Genomic DNA, 24,998 nt, shown 5'->3' with positions numbered 1-24,998 from the left:
TCCGGACGGCATCTCCGCCGATGGTCCGTCTGGCGCGTGGCCGCGCCTGTCCCGCAAAGTGGTGGACGTGCTTGCCAGGCAGTCCTCGAATGCTGTCCCAAAAGTCTGGCTGTCCCGGCTGTACGCCCACAAGGCAGTGCAGGTAAACCCTGTGTAAATTGAGCTGCCCGCGCCTGGCCGGAAACGAACAAGCGGCGGGCCACCCGCAAAGGTGGCCCGCCGCCGTCGTACCCTACGAAGCGTCAGTCGTTGATGAGGTCGTTCACCACGATGGTCTGGTCCCGGTCCGGTCCCACGCCAATGGCGGAGAAACGCGTCCCCGACAGCTTCTCCAGCGCCAGGACGTAGTTGCGTGCGTTCTCCGGAAGGTCTGCCAGGGTGCGGGCAGCGGTGATGTCCTCGGTCCAGCCGTCGAAGTACTCGAAGATGGGCTTGGCGTGGTGGAACTCGGTCTGCGTCATCGGCATCTCGTCGTGCCGGACGCCGTCAACGTCGTAAGCCACGCACACCGGGATCTGTTCGATGCCGGTGAGGACGTCCAGTTTGGTGACGAAGTAGTCCGTGAAGCCGTTGACGCGGGACGCGTGGCGGGCCAGGACGGCGTCGTACCAGCCGCAGCGGCGGGGGCGCCCCGTGTTGACGCCGAATTCGCCGCCGGTCTTCTGCAGGTAAACGCCCATGTCATCAAACAGTTCGGTGGGGAACGGGCCTGCACCCACGCGGGTGGTGTAGGCCTTGATGATGCCGATGGAGCGGGAAATGCGCGTGGGGCCGATGCCCGAGCCCACAGATGCGCCGCCCGCAGTGGGGTTGGAGGAGGTGACGAACGGGTAGGTACCGTGGTCGACGTCGAGGAACGTTGCCTGGCCGCCTTCCATCAGCACTACCTTGCCCTCGTCCAGGGCAGTGTTCAGGACCAGGGTGCTGTCGATCACCAGCGGGCGGAGCCGCTCGGCGAAGGACAGGAAATATTCGACAATCTCGTCGACCACAACGCTGCGGCGGTTGTAGATCTTGACCAGGACCTCGTTCTTCTGGTGCAGCGAGCCTTCCACCTTCTGGCGAAGGATGGACTCGTCGAAGACATCCTGGACGCGGATGCCCAGGCGGGCCACCTTGTCCATGTAGGCGGGCCCGATGCCGCGCCCGGTGGTGCCAATGGCGCGCTTGCCGAGGAAGCGTTCAGTGACCTTGTCCAGGACCTGGTGGTACGGAGCCACGAGGTGCGCGTTGGCGGAGACGCGCAGCTTGGACGTGTCCGCACCGCGTGCCTGCAGGCCTTCGATTTCCTGGAAGAGGGCCTCAAGGTTGACCACGCAGCCGTTGCCAATGATGGGGACTGCGTTGGGGCTGAGAATGCCTGCCGGAAGCAGCTTGAGTTCGTACTTTTCACCGCCTACGACGACGGTGTGCCCGGCGTTGTTGCCGCCGTTGGGCTTGACGACGTAGTCAACACGGCCGCCCAGCAGGTCGGTGGCCTTGCCTTTTCCTTCGTCGCCCCACTGGGCTCCTACGATCACAATTGCTGGCATGGGATCCTCCCCCATTCGTTCGGGCCGGCCGGGCGCCACAGCGTGGCGGTCCTGGTTCAGCGCCGTTCATGAGAATGCCCCGAGTGGACCGGCTTCCGCCGTTCCGCAGGCGGATTGGCGAACGCGTTGGCCCCGGGGCCCTTACCACCCAAGTTTAGCCGATAGTGCACTTTGTCCACTCGCTGGGTCGTCCCGGTTCTTTACGCGCGGTAAAGAACCGGGACGTCCCGTCCTGCGGCGGTTACTCGTCGTCAGCCTCCCCCGCCGGGCGGGAGGTCTGCTCGGCGAGGGTGTCCCAGAAGGAAGTATCGGCGTCGGCAATTGAACCGTCCGCGATGGCGGCGGCGGTGGACGTCAGCGTGGTGACGGTCTGCTTGATCAGGTAACCGTTGCTGCGCTGTCCCAGGGCGTAGCCGTCGAGGTAGTGGTCCGACATGCCGCGCATCTCAAAGAGCAGGGTGGCGATGCCGTATTCCACTGAAATGCCGTTGCGGCTGATGGTCTCGGCACTACCGCCCTGGTACTTGCCAAGGTGGCCCCAACCGGTGGAGTCGACGTTGTCGAAGACCACGGCGCCAAGCTGCTTGGACCGTTCGACGACGGCAGGATCGGCGTTTGGAGTGGTGGGGTACAGGATGGAGCCGGACACGAGTTTGCCGTCGCGCTCTGCACGGGTGCCCTGGTGGTGCAGGTCGATCATGTAGTCCACCCGGTATTTGCGCATCACGTTGTTGTGCAAGGCCTGGGTTTCCGGCTGGATCTTGGCCACGTGGTCCCGGTTCAGGTCCACGCCCTCGGCATTGAAGCGTGTCATGTTGCGGTCGCCCCTGGCGATGTAGTTCTCCAGGGAGAAATTGACGTCACCCATGGCGCCGTCCGCGTTCAGCATCGGAACCACCAGGATGTTGACGCCTTTGAGGATGTCCGCCGATTTTCCGGTGCCCAGGTGCTTGACGAACTCCAGCGCACCCTCTGTGGTGAGCTGTTCGTTGCCGTGCTGCTGGGTCAAGTACAGGATGGTGGGCTTGGCCGGGTCCGAGATGTACTTGACCAGGTGGATGTCGCGGCCCTTCGCCGTTTTCCCGATGACCTCAAGTTCCATGGCGGGCTGCTTGGCGTCCTGGTCCTTCAGGAAAGAAACCATCTGGTCATAGGTGGCCAGCTTCGATGTGGTGATCTGGCCGTTGCCGCCGTAGTTGGGGCCCTCCCCCACCGCGATGGCTGGAGCGGGAGCGGCGACAACCGCCAGTGCCAGGGCCCCTGAAACGGCAAGGGTCCTAAAAGTAGCCAGGGATTTCTTCACGTGCGTTACCTCTTTCGAGTGCATTGAGTGCGTCCAGCCGCCATGTCTCCCATTGCGTGCTGTGACAACAGCCAACCAAGCTGATTGAATCCTGTCAACGGACTCGACAAATCCTGGGAAGCCTGTGACTCCTCTGCCCAGTGCCGGCCACTCCACGTCATGAAACCTCCCCCTTCTTTGGCGGGTAGTCTTGAGTGGAAGTGACCCATCCGGAGCGGCTGTGCATCCGGTCACCGGAATACGCGCAACCGGCGTTTCGCTTCCCGGGGCTTGCTAAACTGGGTAAGGCCGGGTTGACCGGTCCACCCCAACACACCGCCGATGTCGAGTTGCGCCTTCACGCGCCCTCCTCCGCAGGCGGAAGCACCGCCAATCCCCGCAGGAGACCCAGCACCATATGACCGCCCTTGCACCAGAATCCCTTCACGAACAGCTCATGAACCGCCGCTACGAGCCCAGCGTCGCCGCCGTCAACGAGCTGTGCGATTCCCTGCAGGACACCAAGCCGGGCACGGTGGTGCCTTACGTCGATCCCATGCACGACGTTGACGAATGCCGCATCATCAGCCTTTTCTCCAACATCGGTGAGGCGGACGGTTCCGGCTTCATCACCGCTGGCGACCAGGACGCTGCCACCCGCATGCTTGGCATCCAGTGGAAGCTGGGGCTGCGGCCCGAGTACGTCATGCCGTGGAACGTCCACCCCTGGCACGTCCCGGGCGAACCGAACGGCAAGTTCACCCCGGACCAGATCCAGGCCGGCCTCAAGCCGCTGCTCAAGTTCCTTGCCCTCGTCCCGCGCGCTTCAGTCATCGTGGCGCACGGCACCGAAGCCAACCGGCTGGCCAACGCGCTCCTGAAGACCGAGGTGCCGCTGCTGTGGCGCCGCGGCCTGAAGACCTACAAGGTGCGCTCCCTCAGTGGCCGCGCATTCGCCGGCTCCCCTGCGCGCCAGGAGGAGTACCTCCAGGACATGCGCGTGGCCTACGCGGACGCCATGGCCCGCACAGGGCTGCAGAAAGCGGTCTGATCCCATAAGCAGTACGACGGCGGGCGGTCACCTTTCCCAAAGAAAAGGTGACCGCCCGCCGTCGTCCTATGAAAGGCCTCCGCCGCCGAGGGAGCGGTGGGAACCTATTTGCCCTCGATGGCCGCCTTGGCCGCGGGGTCGGAATCGTTGAGGAACTTCTCGATCCGCTCCGGTTCGTCGGCTTCGCCGATGGCCGACGACGCCCGCCCCAGCGAGTAGAGCGCACGCAGGAACCCTCGGTTGGGCTCGTGTTCCCAAGGGATGGGGCCCACGCCGCGCCAGCCGTTGCGGCGCAGCGAGTCCAGCCCGCGGTGGTAGCCGACGCGGGCGTAGGCGTAGGAATCGATAGTGCGTCCCTCCGCCCAGGCCTCCTCGGCAAGGATGGCCCACAGCAGTGACGACGTGGGGTTCTTCGCCACGAGGTCAACGGCCTCCTGGCCGAGCGCCAGGTGCTGGTAGATCTCGGATTCTGCCGGCAGGAGCGTGGGCTCCGGCCCCATCAGGTTCCTGCGGAACTCATCGGACATTTAGAAGGTCTTTCCGGCTGAACCGAGCTGCTTGGTGGCTTCCACAACGCGGGCGGCGAGCCCGGCTTCGGCGGAGGCGCCCCAGACGCGCGGGTCGTAGGTCTTCTTGTTGCCCACTTCGCCGTCCACCTTCAGGACGCCGTCGTAGTTGCGGAACATGTGGTCGGCCACCGGGCGCGTGTAGGCGTACTGGGTGTCCGTATCGATGTTCATCTTGATGGTGCCGTAGGACACGGCGTCGGCGATCTCCTGGTCCGAGGAGCCGGAGCCGCCGTGGAACACGAGGTCGAACGGGCTGTCCTTGCCGATCTTCGCGCCAACCTGTGCCTGGATGTCCTTGAGGATCTCCGGGCGGAGCTTGACGCCACCGGGCTTGTAAACACCGTGGACGTTGCCGAAGGTCAGGGCCGTGATGTAGCGGCCGTTCTCGCCGGAGCCCAGGGCTTCAATGGTGGCCAGGGCGTCCTCGACGGTGGTGTACAGCTTCTCGTTGATCTCGTTCTCGACGCCGTCTTCCTCGCCACCCACGGTGCCGATTTCAACTTCGAGGATCATCTTGGCAGCGGCCGTGCGGGCCAGCAGCTCGCGGGCGATGCGCAGGTTGTCCTGCAGGGTCTCGGCGGAGCCGTCCCACATGTGGGAGTTGAAGATCGGGTTGCGGCCGGCCTTGACCTCCGCCTCGGAGGCTGCGAGCAGCGGCAGGACGAAGCCGTCCAGCTTGTCCTTGGGGCAGTGGTCCGTGTGCAGGGCGATGTTGACGCCGTAGTTCTTGGCCACTTCACGGGCGAAGGCCGCGAAGCCCAGGGAACCGGCCACCATGTCCTTGGTGGAGGCGCCGGACCAGTAGGCCGCACCGCCGGTGGAGACCTGGACGATGCCGTCGGACTCAGCCTCGGCGAAGCCGCGCAGGGCCGCGTTCAGCGTCTGCGAGGACGTGACGTTCACTGCCGGGAAAGCGAATCCGCCCGCCTTCGCACGGTCGATCATCTCGGAGTAGATCTCTGGGGTTGCAATGGGCATGCTGACTCCTCTGCTGAGTTTCGTCTGTGGGTTGGAAGACCCTCAAGTAGACCGCTTACGGCTAGGCACCATCCTAGCGATATCCGCCACACCGCCGAGTTTCTGGTCGGCAGTTGGTAACACTCCCTGGTTGCGTCGGTGCGGGCGCCCTAGACGTGCTGGTTGAAGACGTGCCGGCGGACCCACGCGTGCATGGCGATCGCTGCGGCGGAAGCCGCGTTGATGGAACGGGTGGAACCAAACTGTTCGATGGAGAGCGTAGCTTCGGCAGCTTCGTGGACCTCCGGCGTCAGGCCCGGGCCTTCCTGCCCGAACACCAGCACGCAGTCGCGGGGCAGCTCGTAGGTTTCCAGCGGTACGGAGTCCGGGAAGATGTCGATGCCGATGATCGCCAGCCCCTCCCCCTGCGCCCACTGGACGAAGTCCTCCACCGTGGGGTGGTGGCGGACGTGCTGGTAGCGGTCGGTGACCATGGCTCCGCGCCGGTTCCACCGCCGTCGTCCGATGATGTGCACCTCTTTGGCGAGGAAGGCGTTGGCCGTGCGCACCACAGTGCCGATGTTGAGGTCGTGCTGCCAGTTCTCGATGGCCACGTGGAAGTTGTGCCGCCGCGAATCCAGCTCCGCCACGATCGCCTCGTGCTTCCAGTAGCGGTATTTGTCCAGCACGTTGCGACGGTCGCCGTCCGCCAGCAGGTCAGGATCCCAGTGGTCGCCTTCGGGCAGTTCGCCTTCCCAGGGCCCGACGCCGACCTCCGCCCTGGGTGCCCCGGCTTCCGTTGCTTCGGCTTCTTCGGATGAGTGGTGGGGCGCGTCTGCCATCCCGGGCGTTTGGTTCACCCCTCAACACTAGACTGGACCTTTGGGCAATCATCACGGCCCTTCATCACAGGCGTCGACACTCGGAGGCAGGCATGGCAAAAGCGGACAAGGTCGAGGGCGCACCGGCGGTGTACCGCAGCGGCCAGGACATTGAGTGCTGGCTTACGGACATGGACGGTGTCCTGGTCCACGAAAACCAGGCCGTGCCGGGCGCCGCTGAGCTCATCCAGCGATGGGTGGACACATCCAAGCGCTTCCTGGTCCTGACCAACAACTCGATCTTCACGCCCCGCGACCTCGCGGCCCGGCTGCGTGCATCCGGCCTGGAGATCCCCGAAGAGAACATCTGGACATCGGCGCTGGCCACGGCCCAGTTCCTGAAGGACCAGGTGCATGGCTCGGGGTCCGGCAACCGCGCCTACACCATCGGCGAAGCAGGCCTGACGACGGCGCTGCACGAGGCCGGCTTCATCCTCACCGACCAGGATCCGGACTTCGTTGTGCTCGGCGAGACGCGCACCTACTCCTTCGAGGCGATCACAACGGCCATCCGCCTCATCCTCGCCGGCGCCCGCTTCATTGCCACCAACCCGGACGCCACAGGCCCGTCCAAGGACGGCCCCATGCCGGCCACGGGTGCCATCGCGGCGCTGATCACCAAGGCCACCGGACGGGAACCCTACATTGTGGGCAAGCCCAACCCGATGATGTTCCGCTCGGCCATGAACCAGATCGACGCCCATTCCGAAACCACGGCCATGATTGGCGACCGGATGGACACGGACATCATCGCCGGCATGGAAGCCGGGCTGCACACGGTCCTGGTCCTGACCGGGATCACGCAGCGGGACGAGATCGCTTCCTACCCCTTCCGGCCCAACCAGGTCCTGAACTCCGTGGCGGACCTGAAGAACCAGCTCTAGAACACCGTCACCCGGGAGCCGCCCGCCGGCAGCGGGAATTGCTCGTCCAGCAGTCCGTCCAGCAGCGGCCGGTAGATGTGCGGGTTCCACTGCGGGCTGGCGTGCGCGGGCGCGGCCCCGGTGGTCTGGAGTCCGGTGGAGACCATGTTGTCCTTGAACGCCACCGCCCACGCTTCCACCGCCGATTCGTAACGCACGGTTTTGTCCTTGGGGTTGCCCAGGTAGGCCATCTTCGCGGTCCCGATCTTCCCTGCGAAGCGGGTTCCGTCGAAGTGGTAAATGTAGGCGGACTCCGTCTGGATCAGCACGCTGGACGGTGCGATGGGCGAGAGCTGTTCCAGGGTCTGGTCGAGGATCTGGCGCCAGCTGCGCTCGTCCTTGTGGATGACCCGTTCGCCCAGCTCGTAACCGCCGCGGAGGGTGGACGGGAACCGGAAGCCGCGCTCGTAAAGGAACACCACGCCGTCGAACCAGCTCTGGTCCAGGACATCGTGCTTGCTGTACGGGCTGGAATCCAGCACCACGAGCTGGACCTGCACGCCGTGGATCTCCAGGAGCCGGGCCGCCACCTGGGTGGCTACCATTCCGCCGAAACTGTGCCCGTAGAAGAACAGCTTCTCGATCTTCTGCTCACGGACGTATTCGATGACGGCGATCACGATGTCGTCGATGTCCAGGCCTTGGTTGGAATACCCGACGGCGGCGAGCCGGGCCCGCTTGTTCAGCGAACCTCGGAGGGAGTTGAGGATCCACTGGGCCTCCTCCCAGCTGGTCTTGTATCCCGGGAACAGGAACCAGCTGGCGTCCGGGTAGTAGGCGTCGGCAAAGTCGTCCGTAACGGGCAGGATCCTGTCCGTCCGGCGCTGCGACTGGACCTCCCGGGTCAGCAGCATGTCCGCGGCAAGTACCCCGGAAGCACCCGTCGCGGTAAAGAAGCTGCGCCGGGAAAAGCGCTTGAGGGCAGCAGCCTGTGACAGCAGCCGGGCTGCGGTTGTCCCGCCCCGGCCCTGCGGATCAACCTTCCCCTCATACGGCACGCCTCTACCGTAGGCACAACTGAAGAGTCGGCCGCAAGAAGCCTTGCATAACCATTCAGTGACTGCCCGGTGCCGGGCCGGCCGTCAGCTTGCGGCTTGCCCCTCCGCAGCAGGGAAGGGTGCCTCCGGGGCCTGTTGGCGGCGGCCAAGCTCGCGTCCGATGTCGTTGTAGCGCCCCAGGAGGTCGGAACCGGGGAAGGCTCCCGGGTGGTCCAGCAGCGAAAAGAGGGTATCGCTGGCGGCGAGGAGTTCCTGTTCGGAGTATTCCACCAGCTGCCGCCCGAACAGTTCCTCCAGCGCGGCATCAGGGGCAACCTGGTACCCCTCGCCGAACGGCCTGCCGTGGTTTGGGTGGCTGGCGTCGTCGTCGACGATATGCAGTGGCTGCACATGCTGGGCAGGCTCGGCGCCGGCCAACCGCGCTCCCGGCAGTCTGTCGTGGGAACCCGTGAGGTGGAGCGATACACCGGAGCCGTAGATCCCCGGCAGGGTGTTGGCGTCCATCGTGTTCAGGTCACTGCGAAGGCCCGCCAACGCACTGGATTCCACCAGTACCGCCTGCGAGAGGTCAACGCGGATGTGGGCACGGATGCCCATGCGCCGGACGCGTCGGATGATGTGGACGAGGTCCGGCCGGGAATCGTGGGTGAGGCTTCCGCGGACGTCGATCCTGACTATGTCAGCGGGGACGTCGAGGTTAACGAGCGCATTAAGAGAGCGGTCCATAGGTACTCCAAAAGAGGTTCTATGGCCGACGGCTCAACCACGGTCAGCGTATCCCCGATGTTGTGCAGGCACAACCTGCATTCCAGACCCTGCTTCAGCGCCTGCTCAGGCTTCCCACCCGGGCGGCCTGCCTAGGCTGACTGTTCAGGCTTTCGGGCGGCGGGCTCCTGGTAATGGGTCCGCGTACCCGTTCCACCCACTGAATCAACAAGTGACTTGGCAATGTCCCGCAACTTGGTGTTGCTGTTACTGGAAGCCTCGGTGAGGATCCTGACAGCCGATTCCTGGCTGCACCGGTTTTGCGCCATCACGATACCGATGGCGATGTCAATGGTGGTGCGCGATTCCAGGGTTGCCCGGAGGTTCGCCGCACTGTCCGTGTGCAGGGAGAAGCGCACGGCCAGCCGCAGCGCCTGGGAAATCTCCCTCGTGTAGCCGCGGGCTTTCGCGGTGGCCCGCTCGTCGAACTTGTGCGGGACATCCGAGTACAGGTTGAGCGCCGCCTTCGCATCGCCCTGCAGGTTGAAGGGGAGCGACAACACCGAACGCAGCCCGTACGAAGCCACAGCGGACGCATATTCCGGACCCCACCGCTCTTCCTCGAACAGGTCCGGGACGTGGATCTCACGTTCTTCCTGGGCCGCAGTCAGGCAGGGACCCTGGGAAAGCGAGTACTGGATTTCATCCACTTCGCGGGCGGAGTCGCTGCTCCAGCCGATCGTGGCAGCCTTCCGGTCACGAAGCAGCGTGATTCCACACAGGGCATCATCGCCCACCCCGGCTACCTGGTGGGCCGAGAAACGTGCGAGCTCATTCAGGAACTCTTCAAAATCCGAGCTGTCCAGGATCAGGTCCTGGACCATCTCAGTGGGGCTCAAAGGCTGGTCGGCGGTGGGCATGGGCACGTTCTCCAAGGGGTACTTAAGGGGCTATCGAGAATTTTAGGTCAGCGGCCGGTCCGGGCCAAGTGCGCTGACCAGATCAATTTGGCGCTGCCCCTCCCCCGCCCTGCCAACGGCAGGGCTGCCGGCCCGGGCCCAGCACTCGCTGGCCCGGCCGACGGTCGGGACCTAGTCGAGGCCCAGTTCGTCCTTGCCGAACGCAAAGAGGTAGGGCACGCCGGTTTCGGCTTCGATCTTTTCCTTGGCGCCGGTATCGCGGTCCACGATCACTGCCACGGCCACGACGTTGCCGCCGGCCTTGCGGACGCCCTCGACGGCGGTCAGCGCGGACCCGCCGGTGGTGGATGTGTCTTCGAGGACCAGCACGTTCCGGCCCTCCACTGACGGGCCTTCCACCTGGCGCCCCATGCCGTAGGACTTCTGGGCCTTGCGGACCACAAAAGCGTCCACGGTGCGGCCGGCGTCCACCGCAGCGTGCATGACGGCGGTGCCCACGGGGTCGGCTCCCATGGTCAGGCCACCTGCGCACTCAAAGCCGATGCCGGCGTCGTCCGCCATCTTCAGCATGACCTGGCCCACCAGCTTGGACGCCTCGTGGTGCAGGGTGATGCGGCGAAGGTCGATGTAGTAATCCGCCTCCGCGCCGCTGGAGAGGATGACCTTGCCGCGGACCACGGCAAGTTCCTTGATGAGTTCGAGCAGTCGGGCGCGGGCGGCTGCAGAGTCCACTGCAGTCTCACTGGGGGAAGTCATGGGTTCCAGTTTAGTGTGGCCGGGCCGGTGCGGTTGCTTGAGCAGGGTTGCCGGCGCTGGCTAGTGTGGACCACATGCGCGAACTCCAGGCCACCATCATTGAAGAAATGGGCGTGCAGCCCCGGATCGATCCCGCGGGGGAGGTGCGCAAACGCGTCACATTTCTCAAGGAGTACCTCAAAGCCACCGGCACCAAGGGCTTTGTCCTGGGAATCTCGGGAGGACTCGATTCCTCGCTGGCCGGAAAACTGGCCCAGCAGGCGGTCGAGGAGCTCGAGGCGGAAGGCGTGGAAGCCAACTTCGTAGCCGTCCGCCTGCCTTACGGCGTGCAGCACGACGAGGAAGATGCCCAGGCCGCCCTGGACTTCATCAAAGCCAAAACCGAGTGGACCTTCAACATCTCCGCGGCGGTGGACGGCTTCGAGGACGAGTTCGAAAAGACCGCCGGCTCGGAGATCTCCGACTTCCACAAGGGCAACACCAAAGCCCGCACCCGGATGATCGCCCAGTACGCGCTGGCCGGCGAATTCAACTACCTGGTGATCGGCACGGATCACGGCGCGGAATCCGTTACCGGGTTCTTCACCAAGTTCGGCGACGGCGGCGCAGACATCCTGCCCCTGTTCGGTTTGAACAAGCGGCAGAACCGGGCCCTGCTGGCCGAGCTCGGTGCCCCGGCACGCATCTGGGAGAAAGTTCCCACCGCGGACCTGCTGGACGACCGGCCGGGCCGCACGGACGAGGACGAGCTGGGCATCAGCTACGACCAGATTGACGACTACCTCGAGGGCCGCGATGTTCCCGAGTCCGTGGCCGAATCCATCGAGCAGAAGTACCTGCGCACCCGCCACAAGCGCACAGTCCCCGTCACCATCTTTGATACGTGGTGGAAGGACGAAGGCCGCTAGAGCCCCGCGCCGGGCTGCAGCCGGCCACCCCACCGCTGATCTTCCCTGCTTACGGGGATCACGACGGCGCGTCTCCCTACAAAGGCGGCGCGCCGTCGTCGTACGTAGCCAAAGCCGGGGAGACTCAGCGGGCCGTGGCACCTTCTCCCCCGCCCAGCTGCTGGGTGATCCGGTGGGCCTCCGCCATGAGCAGGCCGCCCAGCTCTTCCTGCCGTTCCGGCTTGAAGCGAGGCTCAATGCCGGTCAGGGACAGCGCCCAGGCAGGCTTGCCGGACCTGTCGAATACTGCAGCGCCCATCCCCCAGCTGCCTTCAAGGACGAGCCCGGGGTTCACGGAGTAACCTGCCAGCCTGGTGCGTTCAAGGTTCTCCCGGACTATGCCGGCGGTGTGCCCGGCCGCGAAGGTTCCCGCGTGGGCCTCCCAGTCCTGCAGGATCCCCTCCCGTTCCCCCTCGGGAAGGAAAGCCATGATGGCTGTTCCCGCGGACGCCACCCCCAAGGGAAACCGCACGCCCTCATGCAGCACGAAGGAACGGACCGGGAAACTGCCTTCCTCACGCAGCAGGCAGACCGTTTCCATGCCGCGGCGGATGGAGAAGAAGGCGCTCTCGCCAGTGGCTTCGGCCAACCGCCGCAGGCTGGGCCGGGCAATGTCCTCCATGGGGAACCGGGCAGAGGCCACTGACCCCAGCAGCAGCATCTCGGGGCCCAGTACCCAGTTGCCGCTGGCGGGATCGTGGTCCAGCAGGCCCTCGGCGGCCAAGGAGGACAGGAGCCTGTGCACGGTAGGCCGGGTGAGTCCCGATTCGCGGACAATGCCGGCCAGCGGCATGCCCCCTGCGCTGCGGCCAACAAGCCGCAGCAGGCTTGCGAGGCGGCTGACCACTTGGGCGCCCTGCACGGGAGAATTGCTCATCATTGTCCCAACCGTCCATATTGTGGATACTTACTGGCCCTACGTCCACAGTATAGAACGCAGGCTGAAAAGGATGATTCGCAGCCTTGACGGGCCTGAGACGAGGACCGTAGTCTCCATACTCAGAAACTGAGTCCACAAAGTGGACTCACCATCTCGATGAGGAGACACACCCATGAGCAAAATCCAGGACTCCGCGGCAGCCGCCCTGGAAGGCGCCCTGCGGGACGGCATCACCCTCGCCGTCGGCGGCTTCGGGCTCAGCGGCATTCCGGCAGACCTGATCGAAGCCGTCCGTGACTCCGGCGTGCGGAACCTCACTGTGGTCTCCAACAACATGGGCGTGGACGGCAAGGGCCTGGGCATCCTCATCGAGGCGGGACAGGTCCGCAAAGTGATCGCCTCCTACGTGGGGGAAAACAAGCTCTTCGCCGAGCAGTACCTCGCCGGAAAGCTGGAGGTTGAATTCACGCCCCAGGGCACCCTGGCGGAGCGGCTACGGGCGGGAGGGGCCGGCATCCCGGCGTTCTACACGAAGACCGGCGTAGGCACGTTGGTAGCAGAAGGAAAGCCGCTGGAAGTATTCGATGGCGAAACGTACGTCCGCGAGCGCGCCATCATTGCCGATGTGGCGCTCGTCCACGCCCACACCGCCGATACGGACGGCAACCTCGTCTACCGCTACACGGCCCGGAATTTCAATCCCGTAGTGGCCACGGCCGGCAAGCTGACCATCGCCGAAGCCGAAGTGATCGTGGAGCCCGGAGAAGTGGATCCCAACCATGTGGTCACGCCGGGCGTCTTCGTCCAGCGCCTGGTGCAGGCAACCAATCGCGTGAAGGACATCGAGCAGCGGACGGTGCGGCCGCGCACCGATCTTGTGTCCGCCTGACCGGCGCCGACACCCGCAACCACCGCCAGCAACTCAATGGAGAGCACACAACAATGAACACCGCGCAGATTCACGACGAGGATGTCCGCCAGAAGGGCTTGGCCCGGATGGCGGAAAGCCTCGCAGGGTGGACGCAGAAGTGGTTCCCGGACGCCTACATCTTCGCCCTCGCCGGCGTGGTCCTGGTCGCCATTGCCGCCCTGGCCATCGGGGCTTCCCCCAAGGCCGTGGTGGATTCCTTCGGCAACGGGTTCTGGGACCTCACCGCGTTCACCCTGCAGATGGCCATGGTGGTGCTCACGGGCTATGTGGTGGCCACGTCGCCGCCCGTTGCCAGGCTAATCAACCGCCTGGCCGTCATTCCCGGATCCGCCCGGGCGGCGGTGAGCTTCGTGGCAGTCATGTCCATGTCCGTCTCCTTCATCAACTGGGGCTTGAGCCTGATCTTCGGCGGCCTCCTGGCCCGGGCCATCGCCCGGCGTTCGGACCTCACGGTCGACTACCGCGCCCTCGGTGCGGCCGCCTTCATGGGGCTCGGTGCAGTGTGGGCCCTGGGGCTGTCCTCGTCGGCGGCGCAACTGCAGGCAACGAAGGCGTCGATTCCGCCGGCGCTGCTGCAGATCACCGGGGTCCTGGACTTCGGCACCACCATCTTCACGTGGCAGTCGCTGCTGACGCTGGTGATCCTGATGCTCCTCACCACCGTGATCGCGCACTTCTCGGCTCCCACGGGAAAGGCCATCCGGACGGCCGAAGATATGGGCGTGGACCTGGACGACGAACCCGAAGCTCCTGCCGAAAAGTCGCGACCGGGTGAATGGCTTGAGTACAGCCGGATCCTGCCCATCATTGCCGGTGTCCTGACCCTGGGCTGGTTGGTCTCCCAACTCGTCACGCTGCCCATCCTCACCGTGGTCAGCTCGCTGAACGGCTACCTGCTGGTGTTCCTGATGCTGGGCCTGGTGCTGCACGGTACTCCCCGGAAGTTCCTGCAGGCGGTCACCAAGGCCGTGCCCGCCACCGCCGGCATCCTGGTCCAGTTCCCGCTCTACGCAGCCATGGCAGCCATCCTCACGAAGGCCGCCGGAGCTGACGGGCTCACCGTCTCCGAGCACCTGGCCCACTTCTTCACGAGCATCGGCAGCAACGGCGCATTTGCGGTGGTCATCGCCCTCTACACGGCCTTTCTGGGCATGTTCGTCCCGTCCGGCGGTGGCAAGTGGCTGGTGGAAGCGCCGTACGTGATGCAGTCCGCCACTGACGTCAATATGAACCTGGGCTGGACCGTCCAGATCTACAACATGGCCGAGGCCCTGCCCAACCTCATCAACCCCTTCTTCATGCTGCCCCTCCTGGCCGTCCTGGGGCTGCGCGCCCGGGACCTGGTGGGCTTCACCTTCCAGCAGTTCCTGTTCCACCTTCCGGTGGTCCTGCTGCTGGCCTGGCTGCTGGGAATGACCTTCGAGTTTGTTCCGCCGGTCATTCCCAAATAGCCGTCCCCTGGCGGCACCCCAAACAACCGACAAGACACTCAGAATCGAGGAACCCATGGCCTGGACCAGGGATGAAATGGCTGCGATTGCGGCAGAGGAACTGAACGACGGCGACTACGTCAACCTGGGCATCGGCATCCCCACGCTGGTGGCCAACAACCTCCCCGACGGCGTGCGGGTGGTCCTGCAGAGCGAGAACGGACTCCTCGGCATGGGGCCGTTCCCCTTTGAAGGCGAAGAGGACGCGGACCTCATCAACGCCGGCAAGCAGACCGTCACGGTGCTTCCCGGCGGCAGCATCTTCGACTCCGCCACATCGTTTGGCATGATCCGCGGCGGCCACGTGAAGGTGGCCATCCTGGGCGCAATGCAGGTCTCCGGCGGCGGCGACCTGGCCAACTGGACCATCCCCGGCAAGATGGTCAAGGGCATGGGCGGGGCCATGGACCTCGTGGCCGGCACGCCCCGGGTTGTGGTCCTCACCGAACACAACGCCAAGGACGGCACGGCGAAGATCGTCCGCGAATGCACGCTCCCCCTGACCGGCCTCAGCTGCGTGGACCGGATCATCAGCGACCTTGCGGTCTTCGACCTGGTGAAGGATGGCGAAGGAACGGGCGACGGCGGGCGGCAGCTCACGCTGACCCGGCTGGCGCCGGGGGTCACCGTGGGGGACATCAGGGAGAAGACGGACGCGGACTTCGAAGTCCGCCTTGAGAACGAGGAAGTGGCGGCATGAGCCTGAAGGAACAGTTTGGCAAGGATGTCCTGATTACCGGGTGGGGCCACAGCCGGTTCGGAAAGCTCACCGATGACACCCTGGAATCACTGATCGTGCAGGTGGCCACCGATGCCATCGCCGGCGCGGGTGTCGAGCCCGGACAGATCGATGAGATCTACGTGGGCCAGTTCAACTCCGGCATGATGCCGCTGGCGTTCCCGTCGTCGCTGGCATTGCAGGTTTCCCCGGACCTGGCCAATGTCCCGTCCACGCGCGTCGAAAACGCGTGCGCCTCGGGTTCGGCGGCGTTCCAGCAGGGCACCAAGTCGCTGCTGGCCAACACAGCCAAAACCGTCCTGGTGATCGGCGCCGAAAAGATGACCCACGCAGGAGCAGACGTGGTGGGAGCAGGCCTGCTCGGTGCCGATTACGACATGGCCGGCAAGGCCTCAACCACCGGCTTCACAGGGCTGTTCGCCGAAGTGGCCAAGCACTACGCCAAGCGCTACGACCCGTCCGGGAACCTTGGGGATGTGCTGGGAACCATCGCAGCCAAGAACCACCGCAACGGCGTGGACAACCCCTACGCCCAGCTCCGGAAGGACCTCGGCGAGGAATTCTGCCGGACCGTGTCGGACAAGAACCCCATGGTGGCCGATCCCCTGCGCCGCACGGACTGCTCCCCCGTCTCAGACGGTGCTGCCGCCGTCGTGCTCTCCACCTCCCCCACGGCAGGCGCCAACCCTGCCGTGCGGCTCGCCGGGTTCGGCCAGGCCAACGACTTCTTCCCGGCCGCACGCCGGGACCCCACGGCTTTCGAAGCCACCAGGGTTTCGTGGCAGCGCGCCCTGGCGATGGCCGGTGTGGGGATCGAAGACCTGGACCTCGCCGAAGTCCACGACTGCTTCACCATCGCCGAACTTCTCATGTACGAGGCCATGGGACTGACCGAACCCGGCCAGGGCGCCCGCGCGCTCGAGGAGGGGTGGGTGTTCAAGGACGGGAAGCTGCCGGTCAACGTCTCCGGCGGCCTCAAGTCCAAGGGCCACCCCGTGGGTGCCACCGGCGTCTCGCAGCACGTGCTCGCGGCCATGCAGCTGACCGGCACCGCCGGCGACATGCAGCTCACGGCACCGCGCCGGGCAGCCGTCCAGAACATGGGTGGCGTGGGCATCGCCAACTACGTCAGCATCCTCGAGGCCGTCTAGCCGGCCGCTGAGTCTGCCCACCTTTGGCTGCCTATAACGGCGCGTCGCACCCAAAGTGCGGCGCGCCGCCGTCGCACCGAGCCAAAAAGTGGGGAAACCCGGCGGCCCGGTACGAAGCAGGTTAGCCGTGGCTCCGGATCAGGGCGGCGATCTCCGCAAAGCCCAGCCGTTCGGCGTTCTGCAGCGCAGTCCGGCCCTCCGGATCACGGATCCCCGGGTCCCCGCCGGCCTCCAGCAGCAGCCGGACCACTTCCTGCTGCCGTGGACCGCCATTGTTCAGGAGGATGGCCTCCTGCATGGCCGTCCAGCCCAGGTTGTTCACGTGGTTGACGGGGACGCCGGCGGCCACCAGGATCTTCACCGTTTCCACATGCCCGTGCTCGCTGGCTGGAATCAGGGCAGTTCCGCCGTAGCGGTTGATGCTGGAAACGTCCGCACCGGCCCCCAAGGTCAGCTGCAGGACCTCGTTGAAGCCTTCAGCGCCGGCGTAGAGGAAGGCAGAGTCCTGGATGGAGTCCTTGGCATTGACGTTGCCGCCCCGGCCCACCAGTTCGCGTACCAGCGCCGCGTTGTTGGCCTTGGCGGCAGCAACGAGTTTCTGGTCCAGTGCTGCCTGGGCTTCGGCGGAGAGCACTGGCGGGGTTGCCGCCCGCCCTGAAGCAGGAGGGCCCGTTTCGGCGTCGACGGTTCCGCTGGGGACCGACGTGCTGGTGGCGACCGACGTGCTGGGTGAAGGGGCGGCCGACGCCGGTCCAGCGGATGGTGCCGGAGCAGGGCTTTGGCACGCCGTCAGGATGAGGGCCAGGGCACCGGCGGCCAGCAAGCCCTGGGCACCTAAGCCAGTGCGCCTCATACGGGCAGCCTACTTTCCGGCGGGGGCGCCCGCGATGGCTGCAGCTCCGGCGGCGGCGCAGGCCTCGTCCAGGGCGCCGTCCGGTGCCCCGCCAACCCCGACGCCGGCCACCGACACACCATTGACCTTGAGCGGGACGCCGCCTGCCAGGAACAGGGTGCCGGGGAGGTCTGCAATGGACGGACCGTTGCCGTTGATCCGCTTGGCCAGCTCACTGGTGGGCGTACCGAACGCGGCTGCGGTGTAGGCCTTCTGCGTGGCGGCTTCGATGGTGTGCTCCGCTGCATTGTCTCCGCGGAGGAGTGCCTGCACGGTGCCGAACCGGTCCACCACGGCAACGGTGACGAACGGGAGCTTGTCCGCCTGGCACTTGGCCAGGGCTGCGTTCACGGCAGCGGCTGAGGCCCCCACGGAGATGCGGTTCTGCTGGACGACAGTTTCCGGCGCAGGCTGGACGTCCACGGCGGGAACGGCCGCCGGCGTAGGGGTTGTTCCTGCGTTGGCCGCGGCCGTGACTCCGGCGGTGAGGACCAGGGCACTGGCTGCGGCGGCGGCAAGGGCTGTGCGGGACTTCTTCATGGTGGCTCCTTGGGTTAGGCAGGCGATCGCTGCGAACACGTCAATCCTTCCGGCCGGCGCCCCGCCTGCCATCGGGCCTTTGCATGGTCCCTGCTGCGACCAAAGGACAGCCGTATCAGCCAAATGGATGAGAGACCCGGCCGGGCCGCCGGCAATAGCATGGAAGGGCAGCGATCCCCCACCAGACCGGAAATTCCATGACAGCCCCAGGCCCTGACCAGTCCGCGAGTCCTGCCGGGCTGCCCCGGCTGGGCAGCATCGACACCGCGGTCCATGCGGGATTCGCCGTCCTCCTGGTGGCGTCCACCGTCCGGTACGTCATGCGCCACCCGCCCGCGGACAACGTGCTGGTCCTTTGTCTCGCCGCGGCAGCCTCCTTGCTCTACGCGGGCGTTGCGGTGCTTGCCCGGCGCGGGCTGCCTGGACTGGCGTGGATGTCCGCCCTGGTGGCCGTGTGGGCGGTGCTGGTGATCGCTGCACCCAGCTTTGCCTGGTGCTCGTTCGCCCTCTTCTTCCTCTGCCGTGCCGCGATCAGCGGTGTTGCCGCCTACGTTGCCGCGGGGATCATCGCCGCTGCCACGTCGGCCGGGCTGTTCAGGCTCAGCGGAGGCACGGATCTGGCCATGCTGCTGGGCCCCCTGGCCGTGGGGGTGATGCTGACCCTCATCCATGACCGGATCCGCAATGATGCCGAGGAGCAGCGGCGGCTGCACGCTGAGGTCTCCACCGCGCAGGGGCAGCTGGCCGCCAGCGAAAGGCGGGCGGGCACCATTGCCGAGCGGGAACGGGTTTCCCGCGAAATCCACGACACCGTAACCCAGGGGCTGGCCAGCAGCCTCCTGATGCTCGAGGCCGCCGGGCGCACCTGGCCCGCACCTGCCGCCCACGCGGACCTGCGGCAGGCCACTTCCCTGCTGCGGGACAACCTGGCCGAAACCCGAAGCCTGGTGCATGACCTTGCCTCCCCCGGCCTCGAAGGCTCGCCGCTGCCTGAGGCCCTGCTGACGGCAGCCCGCCGCTACCTTCCCGACGCCCGGCTCCTGGTCACCGGCGAACCCCGGCCGGTGGCGCCAGACACGCGGCACACCTTGCTGCGCGTGGTCCAAAGTGCAGCGTCCAACGTGCGGCTCCATGCCTCCGCGACCACCGCCACCGTGACCCTCGGGTTCCTGCCGGACGCCGTCACCCTGGACGTGTACGACGACGGCGCCGGCTTTGATCCGGCGGCGGCAGCAGCGCCGTCGGACGCCGGAGGCTACGGCCTGCGGGCCATGCGGCAGCGCGTGGAACAGCTTGGCGGGACGTTCTCGGTGGAAAGCGCCCCGGGCGAGGGCACCATCGTGGCGGCGCAGCTCCCCGCTGGCCTGTCAGCGGCCTCACCGGAAGGAAACCAGTCATGAGTGCCATTACCGTGCTCCTGGTGGACGACCATCTGGTGGTCCGGAGCGGTCTGCGCGCCCTGCTGGGCACCCAGCCGGACATCGACGTGGTGGCTGACGCCTCGTCCGGGGAGGAAGCCGTGGAGCTGGTGCGGCAGCTCTCGCCCGGCGTCGTGGTCATGGACCTTGCCATGGGAGACGGCATGGACGGCATCGAAGCCATCCGGCGCATCCGCGGGCTCAACAGCAGCCAGGCCATCCTGGTATTCACCACCTACGATTCGGACGCGGACATCGTGCGTGCCGTGGACGCGGGCGCCATGGGTTACCTGCTGAAGGACGCCGCGCCGGACGAGATTTTCTCTGCTGTCCGCGGCGCGGTGCAGGGCAGGAGCGTGATGAGCCCGCCGGTGGCTTCGAGGCTCTTCCAGCAACTCCGCAACCCGGAGGAGATCCTCACTCCACGCGAGGCGGAGCTGCTGAGCCTGCTCACCCAGGGGCTCAGCAACCGCGAACTCGGCCAGCGCCTTTTCATTTCGGAAGCCACCGTCAAAACCCACCTGGCCCACATCTATTCGAAGCTGGGAGTGGAAACCCGGGCCGCCGCGATTGCCACCGCCATCCGCCGTGAGGGCATGCGCTGACGCGGGTTTGTGGCGTTTACCCTTGCAACAGGGCGTTTCGCCCCGTACGTTGGGATTGCGGGGGACGTTCTTCGCACACCCCGGGCTGAAATCCGGGGAGAGAATCAGAGTCACATGAAGGAATGCAGCCATGGCAACAGGCACAGTTAAATGGTTCAACGCCGAAAAGGGTTTTGGCTTCATTGCCCCCGATGACGGGTCCGCTGACGTTTTCGCACACTACTCGGCTATCGCCAGCAGCGGTTACCGCTCACTGGACGAGAACCAGAAGGTCGAATTCGACGTGACCCAGGGCCCCAAGGGTCCGCAGGCAGAGAACATCCGCCCGCTCTAAGTCTTACGGCCGGCCCGGTTTCCCAGGCCAGCCCCGGCAGCGGCTTCGCCAACCTTGTGTTGGCGGGGCCGCTGTTTTAGTTGTGCCTGCCGGGGCCCCGCCCCCAACATCCGGTGCTTTTGGGATAATTGACCCATGACGGGCAAGGAAGCGGACAGGGACCCCTGGGAAGAGTTCGACAGGCTCGGTCCCGGAATGCCGGACCGTGTCCCCGGCCAGCCCGGCGGTGAACCCCACGGCTTCGGTTTCCGCACCGGCGTGCGCAGCGCCCGCGTCGCTGTCGGCTTTGCTGTCTATGCCTTGGCCCTGGGCACCATCCTGGTCCTGACCGGCTGCGTCTTCTTCGTAGCCCGCCAGCAATGGCTGCTGGCCGGACTTATGGTCCTGATTGAGTCCGTCTTCATTTTTTCGTTCACCCGCCTGGTGGCCCAGGCGCGCCACCGCCGCACCCGCTGACCTCCCGTAAGACCCTTGGCGGTTTCGCTTCACCTTGCCCCTTGACCTTGACGCTGCGTCAACCCCTACGCTCGAAGCATGGAAGCAACCGGGGAGGACAGGGCCAGCGGCTGGCCCATCCAGGACGTGGCCAGGATGGCGGGAACCACCAGCCGAACCCTCCGCCACTACGACGACATAGGGCTGCTGAAGCCCACCAGGGTGGGCAGCAACGGCTACCGCTACTACGACGGCGGAGCCCTCCTGCAGCTGCAGCGGATCCTGCTCCTTCGGGAGCTGGGCCTGGGCCTGCCGGCCATTGCCGATGTCTTCCAGCACCAGACGGACCCAGTCCGGGCGCTGACCCGGCACCTTGAGTGGCTGGGCCAGGAACAGGAACGCCTTGCGCGGCAAGTCCGGTCCGTCCGCCAAACCATCGAGGCAGTGCAACAAGGAGGAGAGCTCGTGGCAGAGAAAATGTTTGATGGCTTCGACCACACGCAGTACAAGGACGAAGTGGAAGAACGGTGGGGAAAGGACGCCTACGCGAAGGGCGACTCGTGGTGGCGGGGCATGGACGAGGCCGAAAAGCGGGAGTGGAAGTCCCGCTCGGAGGGACTGGGCCGGGACTGGCTTGAAGCAGCCGGCTCCGGGGTGGACCGAGGCGGCGACGAAGCCCGGGACCTGGCCGCCCGGCATGTGGCCTGGCTCCGCTCCATCCCGGGAACACCAGCGGCTGAGGCCGGCGGGGACATCAAAGGCTACGTCACCGGCCTGGCGGACATGTACGTGGCAGATCCACGGTTCGCCGCCAACTACGGGGGCGAAGCCGGAGCCACGTTTGTTCGGGATGCGCTGTGGGCCTACGCGGACCTGAACCTCTAGCAGTTCCGCGGGCGGCCTAGGTGAACGCCTGGATTCCCGTAACGGCCCTTCCAACCAGCAACGAGTTGATCTCGTAACTGCCCTCGTACGTGTACAGGATCTCGGCATCCGCGAACAGCTTGGCCATCTCGTGGTCGCTGGTGATTCCGTTGCCGCCCAGCAGCGAGCGCCCCATCGCCACTGAGGCCCTGGCAAGCCTGGTGGTGGTGGCCTTGGCCATGGCCGCCTGCGCCATCTCCAGCAGCCCGTCTTCCTGGAGCCGGGCCAGCTGCACCATCAGGGCCAGTGAAGCGGCAGCGTTCCCCAGGATGTCCGCGAGCTGCTGCTGGACCAGCTGGAACCCCGCCAGTTCCCTGCCGAACTGGCGGCGGTCCAGCGTGTAGCTGCGGGCCACATCGAAGGCAGCGAACTGGATCCCGGCGGCCTGCCAGCCCACCCACGCCCGGGAGTCCCGGAGCAATGCGTTGGCCGAGGCGAAGCTTGATGCCCCGGGCAGGAGGTTGGCAGCCGGTATGCGTACGTCCGCCAGGTTGATATCGGCATTCTGCATGATCCGCAGGCCGATCTTGTGTTCAATCCTGGCGGCGGAGTAGCCGGACCGGTCCGTTTCCACGAGGAAGCATTTGAGCTGCCCGTCAGCCGTGTCCCGGGCCCAGACCAGGGCGACGTCCGCAACGGTCCCGCTGCCGATCCAGCGTTTGGCGCCGTTGAGGACCCACTCGCCGCCGTCCCGCCGGGCAGTTGTTTCGAGCCCGCGGGAGATGTCTGAGCCATGGCCGGGCTCCGTGAGGGCGAAGGCTCCCAGCTGCGTAAAGGCCCTCAGTCCGGGGAGCCACCGGCGCTTCTGTTCATCGGATCCCAAGTGGTGGATGGTGCCCACGATGAGTTCGTTATGGATCCCGGCCAAGGCCGAAAGCGAGACGTCGGCCCTGGCCAGTTCCACGTACATGAGGCCTTTGAACAGGGCGGAACTGCCGTCCAGCTGCAACTCCCCCAGCCCGCGGGCGCCCATCCCGGCGACTACATCGCGCGGGAACTCCTCCCGGTTCCAGTAACCGATGGAGGCTGGCCTGACGGTGGACTGCAGGTAGTTGCGGATCTCCGCGTGCCTGGCCTGTTCCGGTGGCGGAAGGAGCCGCACGATGTGCAGGAGGTCCGCGTCCGGATAAGGAATCTCCGCCGGGCCGTCATGGGAGTGTCCGGGCATGACGCCTCCCTTCCAAACGGTTGGATGTCCTAGTATATTCACAGGATTTCCGGAAAGGGGCTGGCTATGGGCACACCGTTGTCCCGGGACCCGATTGCCGAAGCCCGGCGGAACTGGGAGGACCACGGCTGGTCCGATGTCGCAGCACCCATGGCCGCCATCACGGCGATCATGCGGACCCAGCAGATCCTCCTGGCCAGGATCGAATCCACCCTCAAGCCGTTTGGCCTGACGTTCGCCCGGTACGAACTGCTGGCCCTCTTGAGTTTCGCCCGGAAGGGTGCCCTGCCGATGAACAAGGCGAGCGCCCTGCTCCAGGTCCACCCGACGTCGGTCACCAATGCCGTGGACCGGCTGGAACGCGCGGGCCTGGTGGCCCGCTCACCGCACCCCACCGACGGCCGCACCACCCTGGTGGGTCTCACCCCGGAAGGCCGCGCTGTGGCTCAGCGTTCGACGGCGGCCCTCAACAGCCAGGTCTTCACCGAGCCGGGGTTTCCGCCGGAGGATGTTGACGCACTGATCCGGATCCTGGGCGACTTCCGCAGGGGTTCGGGTGACTTCGAGGACAGTCCCTGACTGCTGTCAGCGGTTTACCTTCACGCGCTTCACTCGGCGGACCACCAGCCACGCCAGCGCGATGGCGAGTGCGGCGTAGACGGCGTAGTTCAGGTACTTCGAGTAGCCCTCAATCAGGTGGTACTGCGTTCCCAGCAGGTACCCGAAACCGATCAGGGCTCCGTTCCACAGTGCGCTGCCGGCCAGGGTGAAGACGGAAAAGGTGAGGAGCGGCATCGCCGCGGCACCGGCCGGGAGCGAGATCAGGCTGCGGACGCCGGGCAGGAGCCGGCCAAAAAAGATCGAGGACTTGCCGTGCCTGGTGAACCAGCCTGCAGCCTTTTCGAAGTCCTCGCGGTCCACCAGCGGCAGCTTGGACAGGCCTCGGATGGACCGCTCCAGCCCCAGCTTGGCACCGAGCCAGTACAGGAGGAGGGCTCCGAGGTAGGCGCCCAGCGTACTGGTGACCAGGATGAGCCCCAGGTTCAGGGAGCCCTGTTTGGCGAGATATCCGGCCAGCGGCAGGATCACTTCGCTGGGAATGGGCGGGACCACGGTTTCGGCGAGGGTGAAGGCACCCACGCCCCATTCACCGAGGTTTTCGATTGCCTGGGCCGCTGCACCCACCAGCCCGCCCAAGCCCTCCGCTGCACCCGTTTCCCCTGACGCTGTTGCCCACATAGGCCGTTCCCCCGATTTCAACTGCGTTCCGCGACCAAATCCCTGCAGGTCCTGTCTACCGTACGGACCTGAACGTCCGCTGGCAGCGACGGGCCCGGTTACGTCCCCGGAGATTTTCCGGCCGCCGGGCGGGCCCGGATGTGCATCCGCTCACCCTGGGAGCCGAACAGGCTGAGGAACTCCACGGCCTGGCCGTCGGCCCGGCCGAACCAGTGCGGCACGCGGGTATCGAATTCCACGGCTTCGCCCGCCCCCAGGACAAGGTCCCGGGCGCCCAGGACCATCCGCAGTTTGCCGTTCAGCACGTAGAGCCATTCGTAGCCCTCGTGGACCTGCGGGTTGGGTTCCTCCACCGGCCCGGCTGGAACGATGTGCTTGTAGGCCTGGATGCCACCGGGCTTGCGGGTGAGAGGAATGATGGTCATGCCGTAGGCGGTGATGGGCCGCAGATGGACGCGGGGGTCCCCCGTAGCCGGAGCGCCGACCAGCTCGTCGAGGGGTACCTGGTGGGCCTGCGCGAGAGGAAGCAGGAGTTCCAGGTTGGGCCGCCGCTGGCCCGATTCGAGCCTGGAAAGCGTGCTGACGGAAATGCCCGTGGCGGCTGCGAGCGCCGTCAGCGTGACATCCCTGCGCAAGCGCAGGGCCTTCAGCCGCGGGCCAACGGCGGCGAGGACGTCGTCGAGGTTTTCATCCATCGAAGCATTTTGCCATACCGGCAAAATGCTTTGCCA

Annotated in this window: 27 protein-coding genes and 1 pseudogene; 13 read left to right on the top strand and 15 right to left on the bottom strand. The window is 65.9% G+C overall.

Annotated elements, in window-relative coordinates:
- Positions 1-242 precede the first annotated feature (242 nt).
- Both ACFV4R_RS07315 and ACFV4R_RS07310 read right to left on the bottom strand, forming a co-directional pair.
- Positions 243-1,532 carry an adenylosuccinate synthase gene (locus tag ACFV4R_RS07315; protein WP_377201737.1) on the bottom strand — a complete coding sequence of 430 codons (1,290 nt, stop codon included), beginning with the start codon at positions 1,530-1,532 and terminating at the stop codon, positions 243-245.
- A gap of 241 nt (positions 1,533-1,773) precedes the next feature.
- Positions 1,774-2,859, bottom strand: a complete 1,086-nt coding sequence (locus ACFV4R_RS07310) for a M14 family zinc carboxypeptidase (protein WP_377201736.1) — start codon at positions 2,857-2,859, stop codon at positions 1,774-1,776.
- Between the two features lie 373 nt (positions 2,860-3,232).
- Between ACFV4R_RS07310 and ACFV4R_RS07305 the strand changes: the two genes are divergently transcribed.
- A complete protein-coding gene (locus ACFV4R_RS07305; protein ID WP_377201735.1) occupies positions 3,233-3,865 on the top strand; it encodes a uracil-DNA glycosylase in 633 nt (210 codons plus the stop codon).
- Between the two features lie 104 nt (positions 3,866-3,969).
- On the opposite strand, the gene ACFV4R_RS07300 is transcribed toward ACFV4R_RS07305, so the two are convergent.
- The 3 genes and pseudogenes from ACFV4R_RS07300 to ACFV4R_RS07290 all read right to left on the bottom strand — a co-directional run bounded on the left by ACFV4R_RS07300 (position 3,970) and on the right by ACFV4R_RS07290 (position 6,233).
- A complete protein-coding gene (locus ACFV4R_RS07300) occupies positions 3,970-4,392 on the bottom strand; it encodes a DUF3151 domain-containing protein (protein ID WP_091717983.1) in 423 nt (140 codons plus the stop codon).
- Positions 4,393-5,415: pseudogene (fbaA, locus tag ACFV4R_RS07295) on the bottom strand (class II fructose-bisphosphate aldolase); the annotation flags it as partial. It abuts the gene before it with no gap.
- Between the two features lie 146 nt (positions 5,416-5,561).
- Positions 5,562-6,233: a TrmH family RNA methyltransferase gene (locus tag ACFV4R_RS07290; protein WP_377201734.1), complete on the bottom strand. Its 672-nt coding sequence runs from the start codon at positions 6,231-6,233 to the stop codon at positions 5,562-5,564.
- Between the two features lie 92 nt (positions 6,234-6,325).
- Between ACFV4R_RS07290 and ACFV4R_RS07285 the strand changes: the two genes are divergently transcribed.
- Positions 6,326-7,156, top strand: coding sequence for an HAD-IIA family hydrolase (locus ACFV4R_RS07285; protein WP_377201733.1), 831 nt, complete (start codon positions 6,326-6,328; stop codon positions 7,154-7,156).
- Here ACFV4R_RS07285 and ACFV4R_RS07280 read toward each other — a convergent pair.
- The 4 genes from ACFV4R_RS07280 to pyrE all read right to left on the bottom strand — a co-directional run bounded on the left by ACFV4R_RS07280 (position 7,153) and on the right by pyrE (position 10,574).
- Positions 7,153-8,193: an alpha/beta fold hydrolase gene (locus tag ACFV4R_RS07280; RefSeq protein WP_377201732.1), complete on the bottom strand. Its 1,041-nt coding sequence runs from the start codon at positions 8,191-8,193 to the stop codon at positions 7,153-7,155. The two genes, ACFV4R_RS07285 and ACFV4R_RS07280, sit on opposite strands and share 4 nt — an antisense overlap.
- 84 nt (positions 8,194-8,277) lie before the next feature.
- Positions 8,278-8,919, bottom strand: coding sequence for a hypothetical protein (locus ACFV4R_RS07275; protein WP_377201731.1), 642 nt, complete (start codon positions 8,917-8,919; stop codon positions 8,278-8,280).
- Positions 8,920-9,050: 131 nt separating this feature from the next.
- The gene (locus ACFV4R_RS07270; RefSeq protein WP_377201730.1) at positions 9,051-9,818 is read right to left on the bottom strand and encodes a GAF and ANTAR domain-containing protein; all 768 of its coding nucleotides are present in this window, start codon (positions 9,816-9,818) and stop codon (positions 9,051-9,053) included.
- A 171-nt stretch (positions 9,819-9,989) separates the two neighbouring features.
- The gene (gene pyrE / locus ACFV4R_RS07265; RefSeq protein ID WP_056076887.1) at positions 9,990-10,574 is read right to left on the bottom strand and encodes an orotate phosphoribosyltransferase; all 585 of its coding nucleotides are present in this window, start codon (positions 10,572-10,574) and stop codon (positions 9,990-9,992) included.
- A 74-nt stretch (positions 10,575-10,648) separates the two neighbouring features.
- Between pyrE and nadE the strand changes: the two genes are divergently transcribed.
- Positions 10,649-11,482 carry an ammonia-dependent NAD(+) synthetase gene (gene nadE, locus ACFV4R_RS07260; protein WP_377201729.1) on the top strand — a complete coding sequence of 278 codons (834 nt, stop codon included), beginning with the start codon at positions 10,649-10,651 and terminating at the stop codon, positions 11,480-11,482.
- A gap of 124 nt (positions 11,483-11,606) precedes the next feature.
- Here the strand turns inward: nadE and ACFV4R_RS07255 are convergent, their stop codons facing one another.
- Entirely contained in the window at positions 11,607-12,398 is a 792-nt protein-coding gene (locus tag ACFV4R_RS07255) for an IclR family transcriptional regulator (RefSeq protein ID WP_377201728.1), read from the bottom strand.
- A gap of 175 nt (positions 12,399-12,573) precedes the next feature.
- Between ACFV4R_RS07255 and ACFV4R_RS07250 the strand changes: the two genes are divergently transcribed.
- From ACFV4R_RS07250 to ACFV4R_RS07235, 4 genes are read left to right on the top strand one after another with little or no spacing between them, the layout of a single operon-like run.
- The gene (locus ACFV4R_RS07250; RefSeq protein WP_377201727.1) at positions 12,574-13,290 is read left to right on the top strand and encodes a CoA transferase subunit A; all 717 of its coding nucleotides are present in this window, start codon (positions 12,574-12,576) and stop codon (positions 13,288-13,290) included.
- A gap of 53 nt (positions 13,291-13,343) precedes the next feature.
- The gene (locus ACFV4R_RS07245; RefSeq protein ID WP_377201726.1) at positions 13,344-14,783 is read left to right on the top strand and encodes a short-chain fatty acid transporter; all 1,440 of its coding nucleotides are present in this window, start codon (positions 13,344-13,346) and stop codon (positions 14,781-14,783) included.
- A 55-nt stretch (positions 14,784-14,838) separates the two neighbouring features.
- Entirely contained in the window at positions 14,839-15,522 is a 684-nt protein-coding gene (locus tag ACFV4R_RS07240) for a 3-oxoacid CoA-transferase subunit B (RefSeq protein WP_377201725.1), read from the top strand.
- The gene (locus ACFV4R_RS07235) at positions 15,519-16,712 is read left to right on the top strand and encodes an acetyl-CoA acetyltransferase (RefSeq protein WP_377201724.1); all 1,194 of its coding nucleotides are present in this window, start codon (positions 15,519-15,521) and stop codon (positions 16,710-16,712) included. Before ACFV4R_RS07240 ends, ACFV4R_RS07235 begins: the two co-directional genes overlap by 4 nt.
- A 121-nt stretch (positions 16,713-16,833) precedes the next feature.
- On the opposite strand, the gene ACFV4R_RS07230 is transcribed toward ACFV4R_RS07235, so the two are convergent.
- Positions 16,834-17,565 carry an ankyrin repeat domain-containing protein gene (locus tag ACFV4R_RS07230; protein WP_377201723.1) on the bottom strand — a complete coding sequence of 244 codons (732 nt, stop codon included), beginning with the start codon at positions 17,563-17,565 and terminating at the stop codon, positions 16,834-16,836.
- A 9-nt stretch (positions 17,566-17,574) separates the two neighbouring features.
- Positions 17,575-18,144: a heme-binding protein gene (locus ACFV4R_RS07225; protein WP_377201722.1), complete on the bottom strand. Its 570-nt coding sequence runs from the start codon at positions 18,142-18,144 to the stop codon at positions 17,575-17,577.
- Between the two features lie 197 nt (positions 18,145-18,341).
- Between ACFV4R_RS07225 and ACFV4R_RS07220 the strand changes: the two genes are divergently transcribed.
- The 5 genes from ACFV4R_RS07220 to ACFV4R_RS07200 all read left to right on the top strand — a co-directional run bounded on the left by ACFV4R_RS07220 (position 18,342) and on the right by ACFV4R_RS07200 (position 21,821).
- The gene (locus ACFV4R_RS07220; RefSeq protein WP_377201721.1) at positions 18,342-19,544 is read left to right on the top strand and encodes a sensor histidine kinase; all 1,203 of its coding nucleotides are present in this window, start codon (positions 18,342-18,344) and stop codon (positions 19,542-19,544) included.
- Positions 19,541-20,167, top strand: a complete 627-nt coding sequence (locus tag ACFV4R_RS07215; RefSeq protein WP_377201720.1) for a response regulator — start codon at positions 19,541-19,543, stop codon at positions 20,165-20,167. The genes ACFV4R_RS07220 and ACFV4R_RS07215 overlap by 4 nt, the downstream gene beginning before the upstream one ends.
- 130 nt (positions 20,168-20,297) lie before the next feature.
- The gene (locus tag ACFV4R_RS07210; protein ID WP_013599688.1) at positions 20,298-20,501 is read left to right on the top strand and encodes a cold-shock protein; all 204 of its coding nucleotides are present in this window, start codon (positions 20,298-20,300) and stop codon (positions 20,499-20,501) included.
- A 135-nt stretch (positions 20,502-20,636) separates the two neighbouring features.
- Positions 20,637-20,957 carry a hypothetical protein gene (locus ACFV4R_RS07205; RefSeq protein WP_377201719.1) on the top strand — a complete coding sequence of 107 codons (321 nt, stop codon included), beginning with the start codon at positions 20,637-20,639 and terminating at the stop codon, positions 20,955-20,957.
- Between the two features lie 78 nt (positions 20,958-21,035).
- Complete coding sequence (locus tag ACFV4R_RS07200) at positions 21,036-21,821, top strand: TipAS antibiotic-recognition domain-containing protein (protein WP_377201718.1); 786 nt, start codon at positions 21,036-21,038, stop codon at positions 21,819-21,821.
- A gap of 16 nt (positions 21,822-21,837) precedes the next feature.
- Here ACFV4R_RS07200 and ACFV4R_RS07195 read toward each other — a convergent pair whose 3' ends face one another.
- Positions 21,838-23,028 (bottom strand): acyl-CoA dehydrogenase family protein, encoded by a 1,191-nt coding sequence (locus ACFV4R_RS07195; RefSeq protein WP_377201717.1) that lies wholly within the window; start codon positions 23,026-23,028, stop codon positions 21,838-21,840.
- 66 nt (positions 23,029-23,094) lie between these two features.
- On the opposite strand from ACFV4R_RS07195, the gene ACFV4R_RS07190 reads away from it, so the two are divergent.
- Complete coding sequence (locus ACFV4R_RS07190; RefSeq protein WP_377201716.1) at positions 23,095-23,607, top strand: MarR family winged helix-turn-helix transcriptional regulator; 513 nt, start codon at positions 23,095-23,097, stop codon at positions 23,605-23,607.
- 6 nt (positions 23,608-23,613) lie between these two features.
- Here ACFV4R_RS07190 and ACFV4R_RS07185 read toward each other — a convergent pair whose 3' ends face one another.
- Both ACFV4R_RS07185 and ACFV4R_RS07180 read right to left on the bottom strand, forming a co-directional pair.
- Complete coding sequence (locus ACFV4R_RS07185; protein WP_377201715.1) at positions 23,614-24,267, bottom strand: DedA family protein; 654 nt, start codon at positions 24,265-24,267, stop codon at positions 23,614-23,616.
- Positions 24,268-24,365: 98 nt separating this feature from the next.
- A complete protein-coding gene (locus ACFV4R_RS07180; RefSeq protein ID WP_091717942.1) occupies positions 24,366-24,962 on the bottom strand; it encodes a helix-turn-helix domain-containing protein in 597 nt (198 codons plus the stop codon).
- Positions 24,963-24,998 lie beyond the last annotated feature (36 nt).

It is taken from the genome of Pseudarthrobacter sp. NPDC059871 (assembly GCF_042731175.1).
In the GTDB taxonomy this organism is placed as follows: domain Bacteria; phylum Actinomycetota; class Actinomycetes; order Actinomycetales; family Micrococcaceae; genus Arthrobacter.
This window is presented reverse-complemented; position numbering and strand designations above follow the sequence as displayed.

Excerpts from the sequence above, each read along its gene's own strand:
- ACFV4R_RS07245 (WP_377201726.1), top strand. The coding sequence starts at position 13,344 with ATGAACACCGCGCAGATTCACGACGAGGATGTCCGCCAGAAGGGCTTG.
- pyrE (WP_056076887.1), bottom strand. The coding sequence starts at position 10,574 with ATGACTTCCCCCAGTGAGACTGCAGTGGACTCTGCAGCCGCCCGCGCC.
- ACFV4R_RS07315 (WP_377201737.1), bottom strand. The coding sequence starts at position 1,532 with ATGCCAGCAATTGTGATCGTAGGAGCCCAGTGGGGCGACGAAGGAAAA.
- ACFV4R_RS07235 (WP_377201724.1), top strand. The coding sequence starts at position 15,519 with ATGAGCCTGAAGGAACAGTTTGGCAAGGATGTCCTGATTACCGGGTGG.
- ACFV4R_RS07310 (WP_377201736.1), bottom strand. The coding sequence starts at position 2,859 with ATGCACTCGAAAGAGGTAACGCACGTGAAGAAATCCCTGGCTACTTTT.
- ACFV4R_RS07285 (WP_377201733.1), top strand. The coding sequence starts at position 6,326 with ATGGCAAAAGCGGACAAGGTCGAGGGCGCACCGGCGGTGTACCGCAGC.
- ACFV4R_RS07180 (WP_091717942.1), bottom strand. The coding sequence starts at position 24,962 with ATGGATGAAAACCTCGACGACGTCCTCGCCGCCGTTGGCCCGCGGCTG.
- ACFV4R_RS07250 (WP_377201727.1), top strand. The coding sequence starts at position 12,574 with ATGAGCAAAATCCAGGACTCCGCGGCAGCCGCCCTGGAAGGCGCCCTG.
- ACFV4R_RS07190 (WP_377201716.1), top strand. The coding sequence starts at position 23,095 with ATGGGCACACCGTTGTCCCGGGACCCGATTGCCGAAGCCCGGCGGAAC.
- ACFV4R_RS07305 (WP_377201735.1), top strand. The coding sequence starts at position 3,233 with ATGACCGCCCTTGCACCAGAATCCCTTCACGAACAGCTCATGAACCGC.
- ACFV4R_RS07290 (WP_377201734.1), bottom strand. The coding sequence starts at position 6,233 with ATGGCAGACGCGCCCCACCACTCATCCGAAGAAGCCGAAGCAACGGAA.
- ACFV4R_RS07215 (WP_377201720.1), top strand. The coding sequence starts at position 19,541 with ATGAGTGCCATTACCGTGCTCCTGGTGGACGACCATCTGGTGGTCCGG.
- ACFV4R_RS07275 (WP_377201731.1), bottom strand. The coding sequence starts at position 8,919 with ATGGACCGCTCTCTTAATGCGCTCGTTAACCTCGACGTCCCCGCTGAC.
- nadE (WP_377201729.1), top strand. The coding sequence starts at position 10,649 with ATGCGCGAACTCCAGGCCACCATCATTGAAGAAATGGGCGTGCAGCCC.
- ACFV4R_RS07255 (WP_377201728.1), bottom strand. The coding sequence starts at position 12,398 with ATGAGCAATTCTCCCGTGCAGGGCGCCCAAGTGGTCAGCCGCCTCGCA.
- ACFV4R_RS07185 (WP_377201715.1), bottom strand. The coding sequence starts at position 24,267 with ATGTGGGCAACAGCGTCAGGGGAAACGGGTGCAGCGGAGGGCTTGGGC.
- ACFV4R_RS07270 (WP_377201730.1), bottom strand. The coding sequence starts at position 9,818 with ATGCCCACCGCCGACCAGCCTTTGAGCCCCACTGAGATGGTCCAGGAC.
- ACFV4R_RS07195 (WP_377201717.1), bottom strand. The coding sequence starts at position 23,028 with ATGCCCGGACACTCCCATGACGGCCCGGCGGAGATTCCTTATCCGGAC.
- ACFV4R_RS07220 (WP_377201721.1), top strand. The coding sequence starts at position 18,342 with ATGACAGCCCCAGGCCCTGACCAGTCCGCGAGTCCTGCCGGGCTGCCC.
- ACFV4R_RS07200 (WP_377201718.1), top strand. The coding sequence starts at position 21,036 with ATGGAAGCAACCGGGGAGGACAGGGCCAGCGGCTGGCCCATCCAGGAC.
- ACFV4R_RS07225 (WP_377201722.1), bottom strand. The coding sequence starts at position 18,144 with ATGAAGAAGTCCCGCACAGCCCTTGCCGCCGCCGCAGCCAGTGCCCTG.
- ACFV4R_RS07230 (WP_377201723.1), bottom strand. The coding sequence starts at position 17,565 with ATGAGGCGCACTGGCTTAGGTGCCCAGGGCTTGCTGGCCGCCGGTGCC.
- ACFV4R_RS07210 (WP_013599688.1), top strand. The coding sequence starts at position 20,298 with ATGGCAACAGGCACAGTTAAATGGTTCAACGCCGAAAAGGGTTTTGGC.
- ACFV4R_RS07240 (WP_377201725.1), top strand. The coding sequence starts at position 14,839 with ATGGCCTGGACCAGGGATGAAATGGCTGCGATTGCGGCAGAGGAACTG.
- ACFV4R_RS07300 (WP_091717983.1), bottom strand. The coding sequence starts at position 4,392 with ATGTCCGATGAGTTCCGCAGGAACCTGATGGGGCCGGAGCCCACGCTC.
- ACFV4R_RS07205 (WP_377201719.1), top strand. The coding sequence starts at position 20,637 with ATGACGGGCAAGGAAGCGGACAGGGACCCCTGGGAAGAGTTCGACAGG.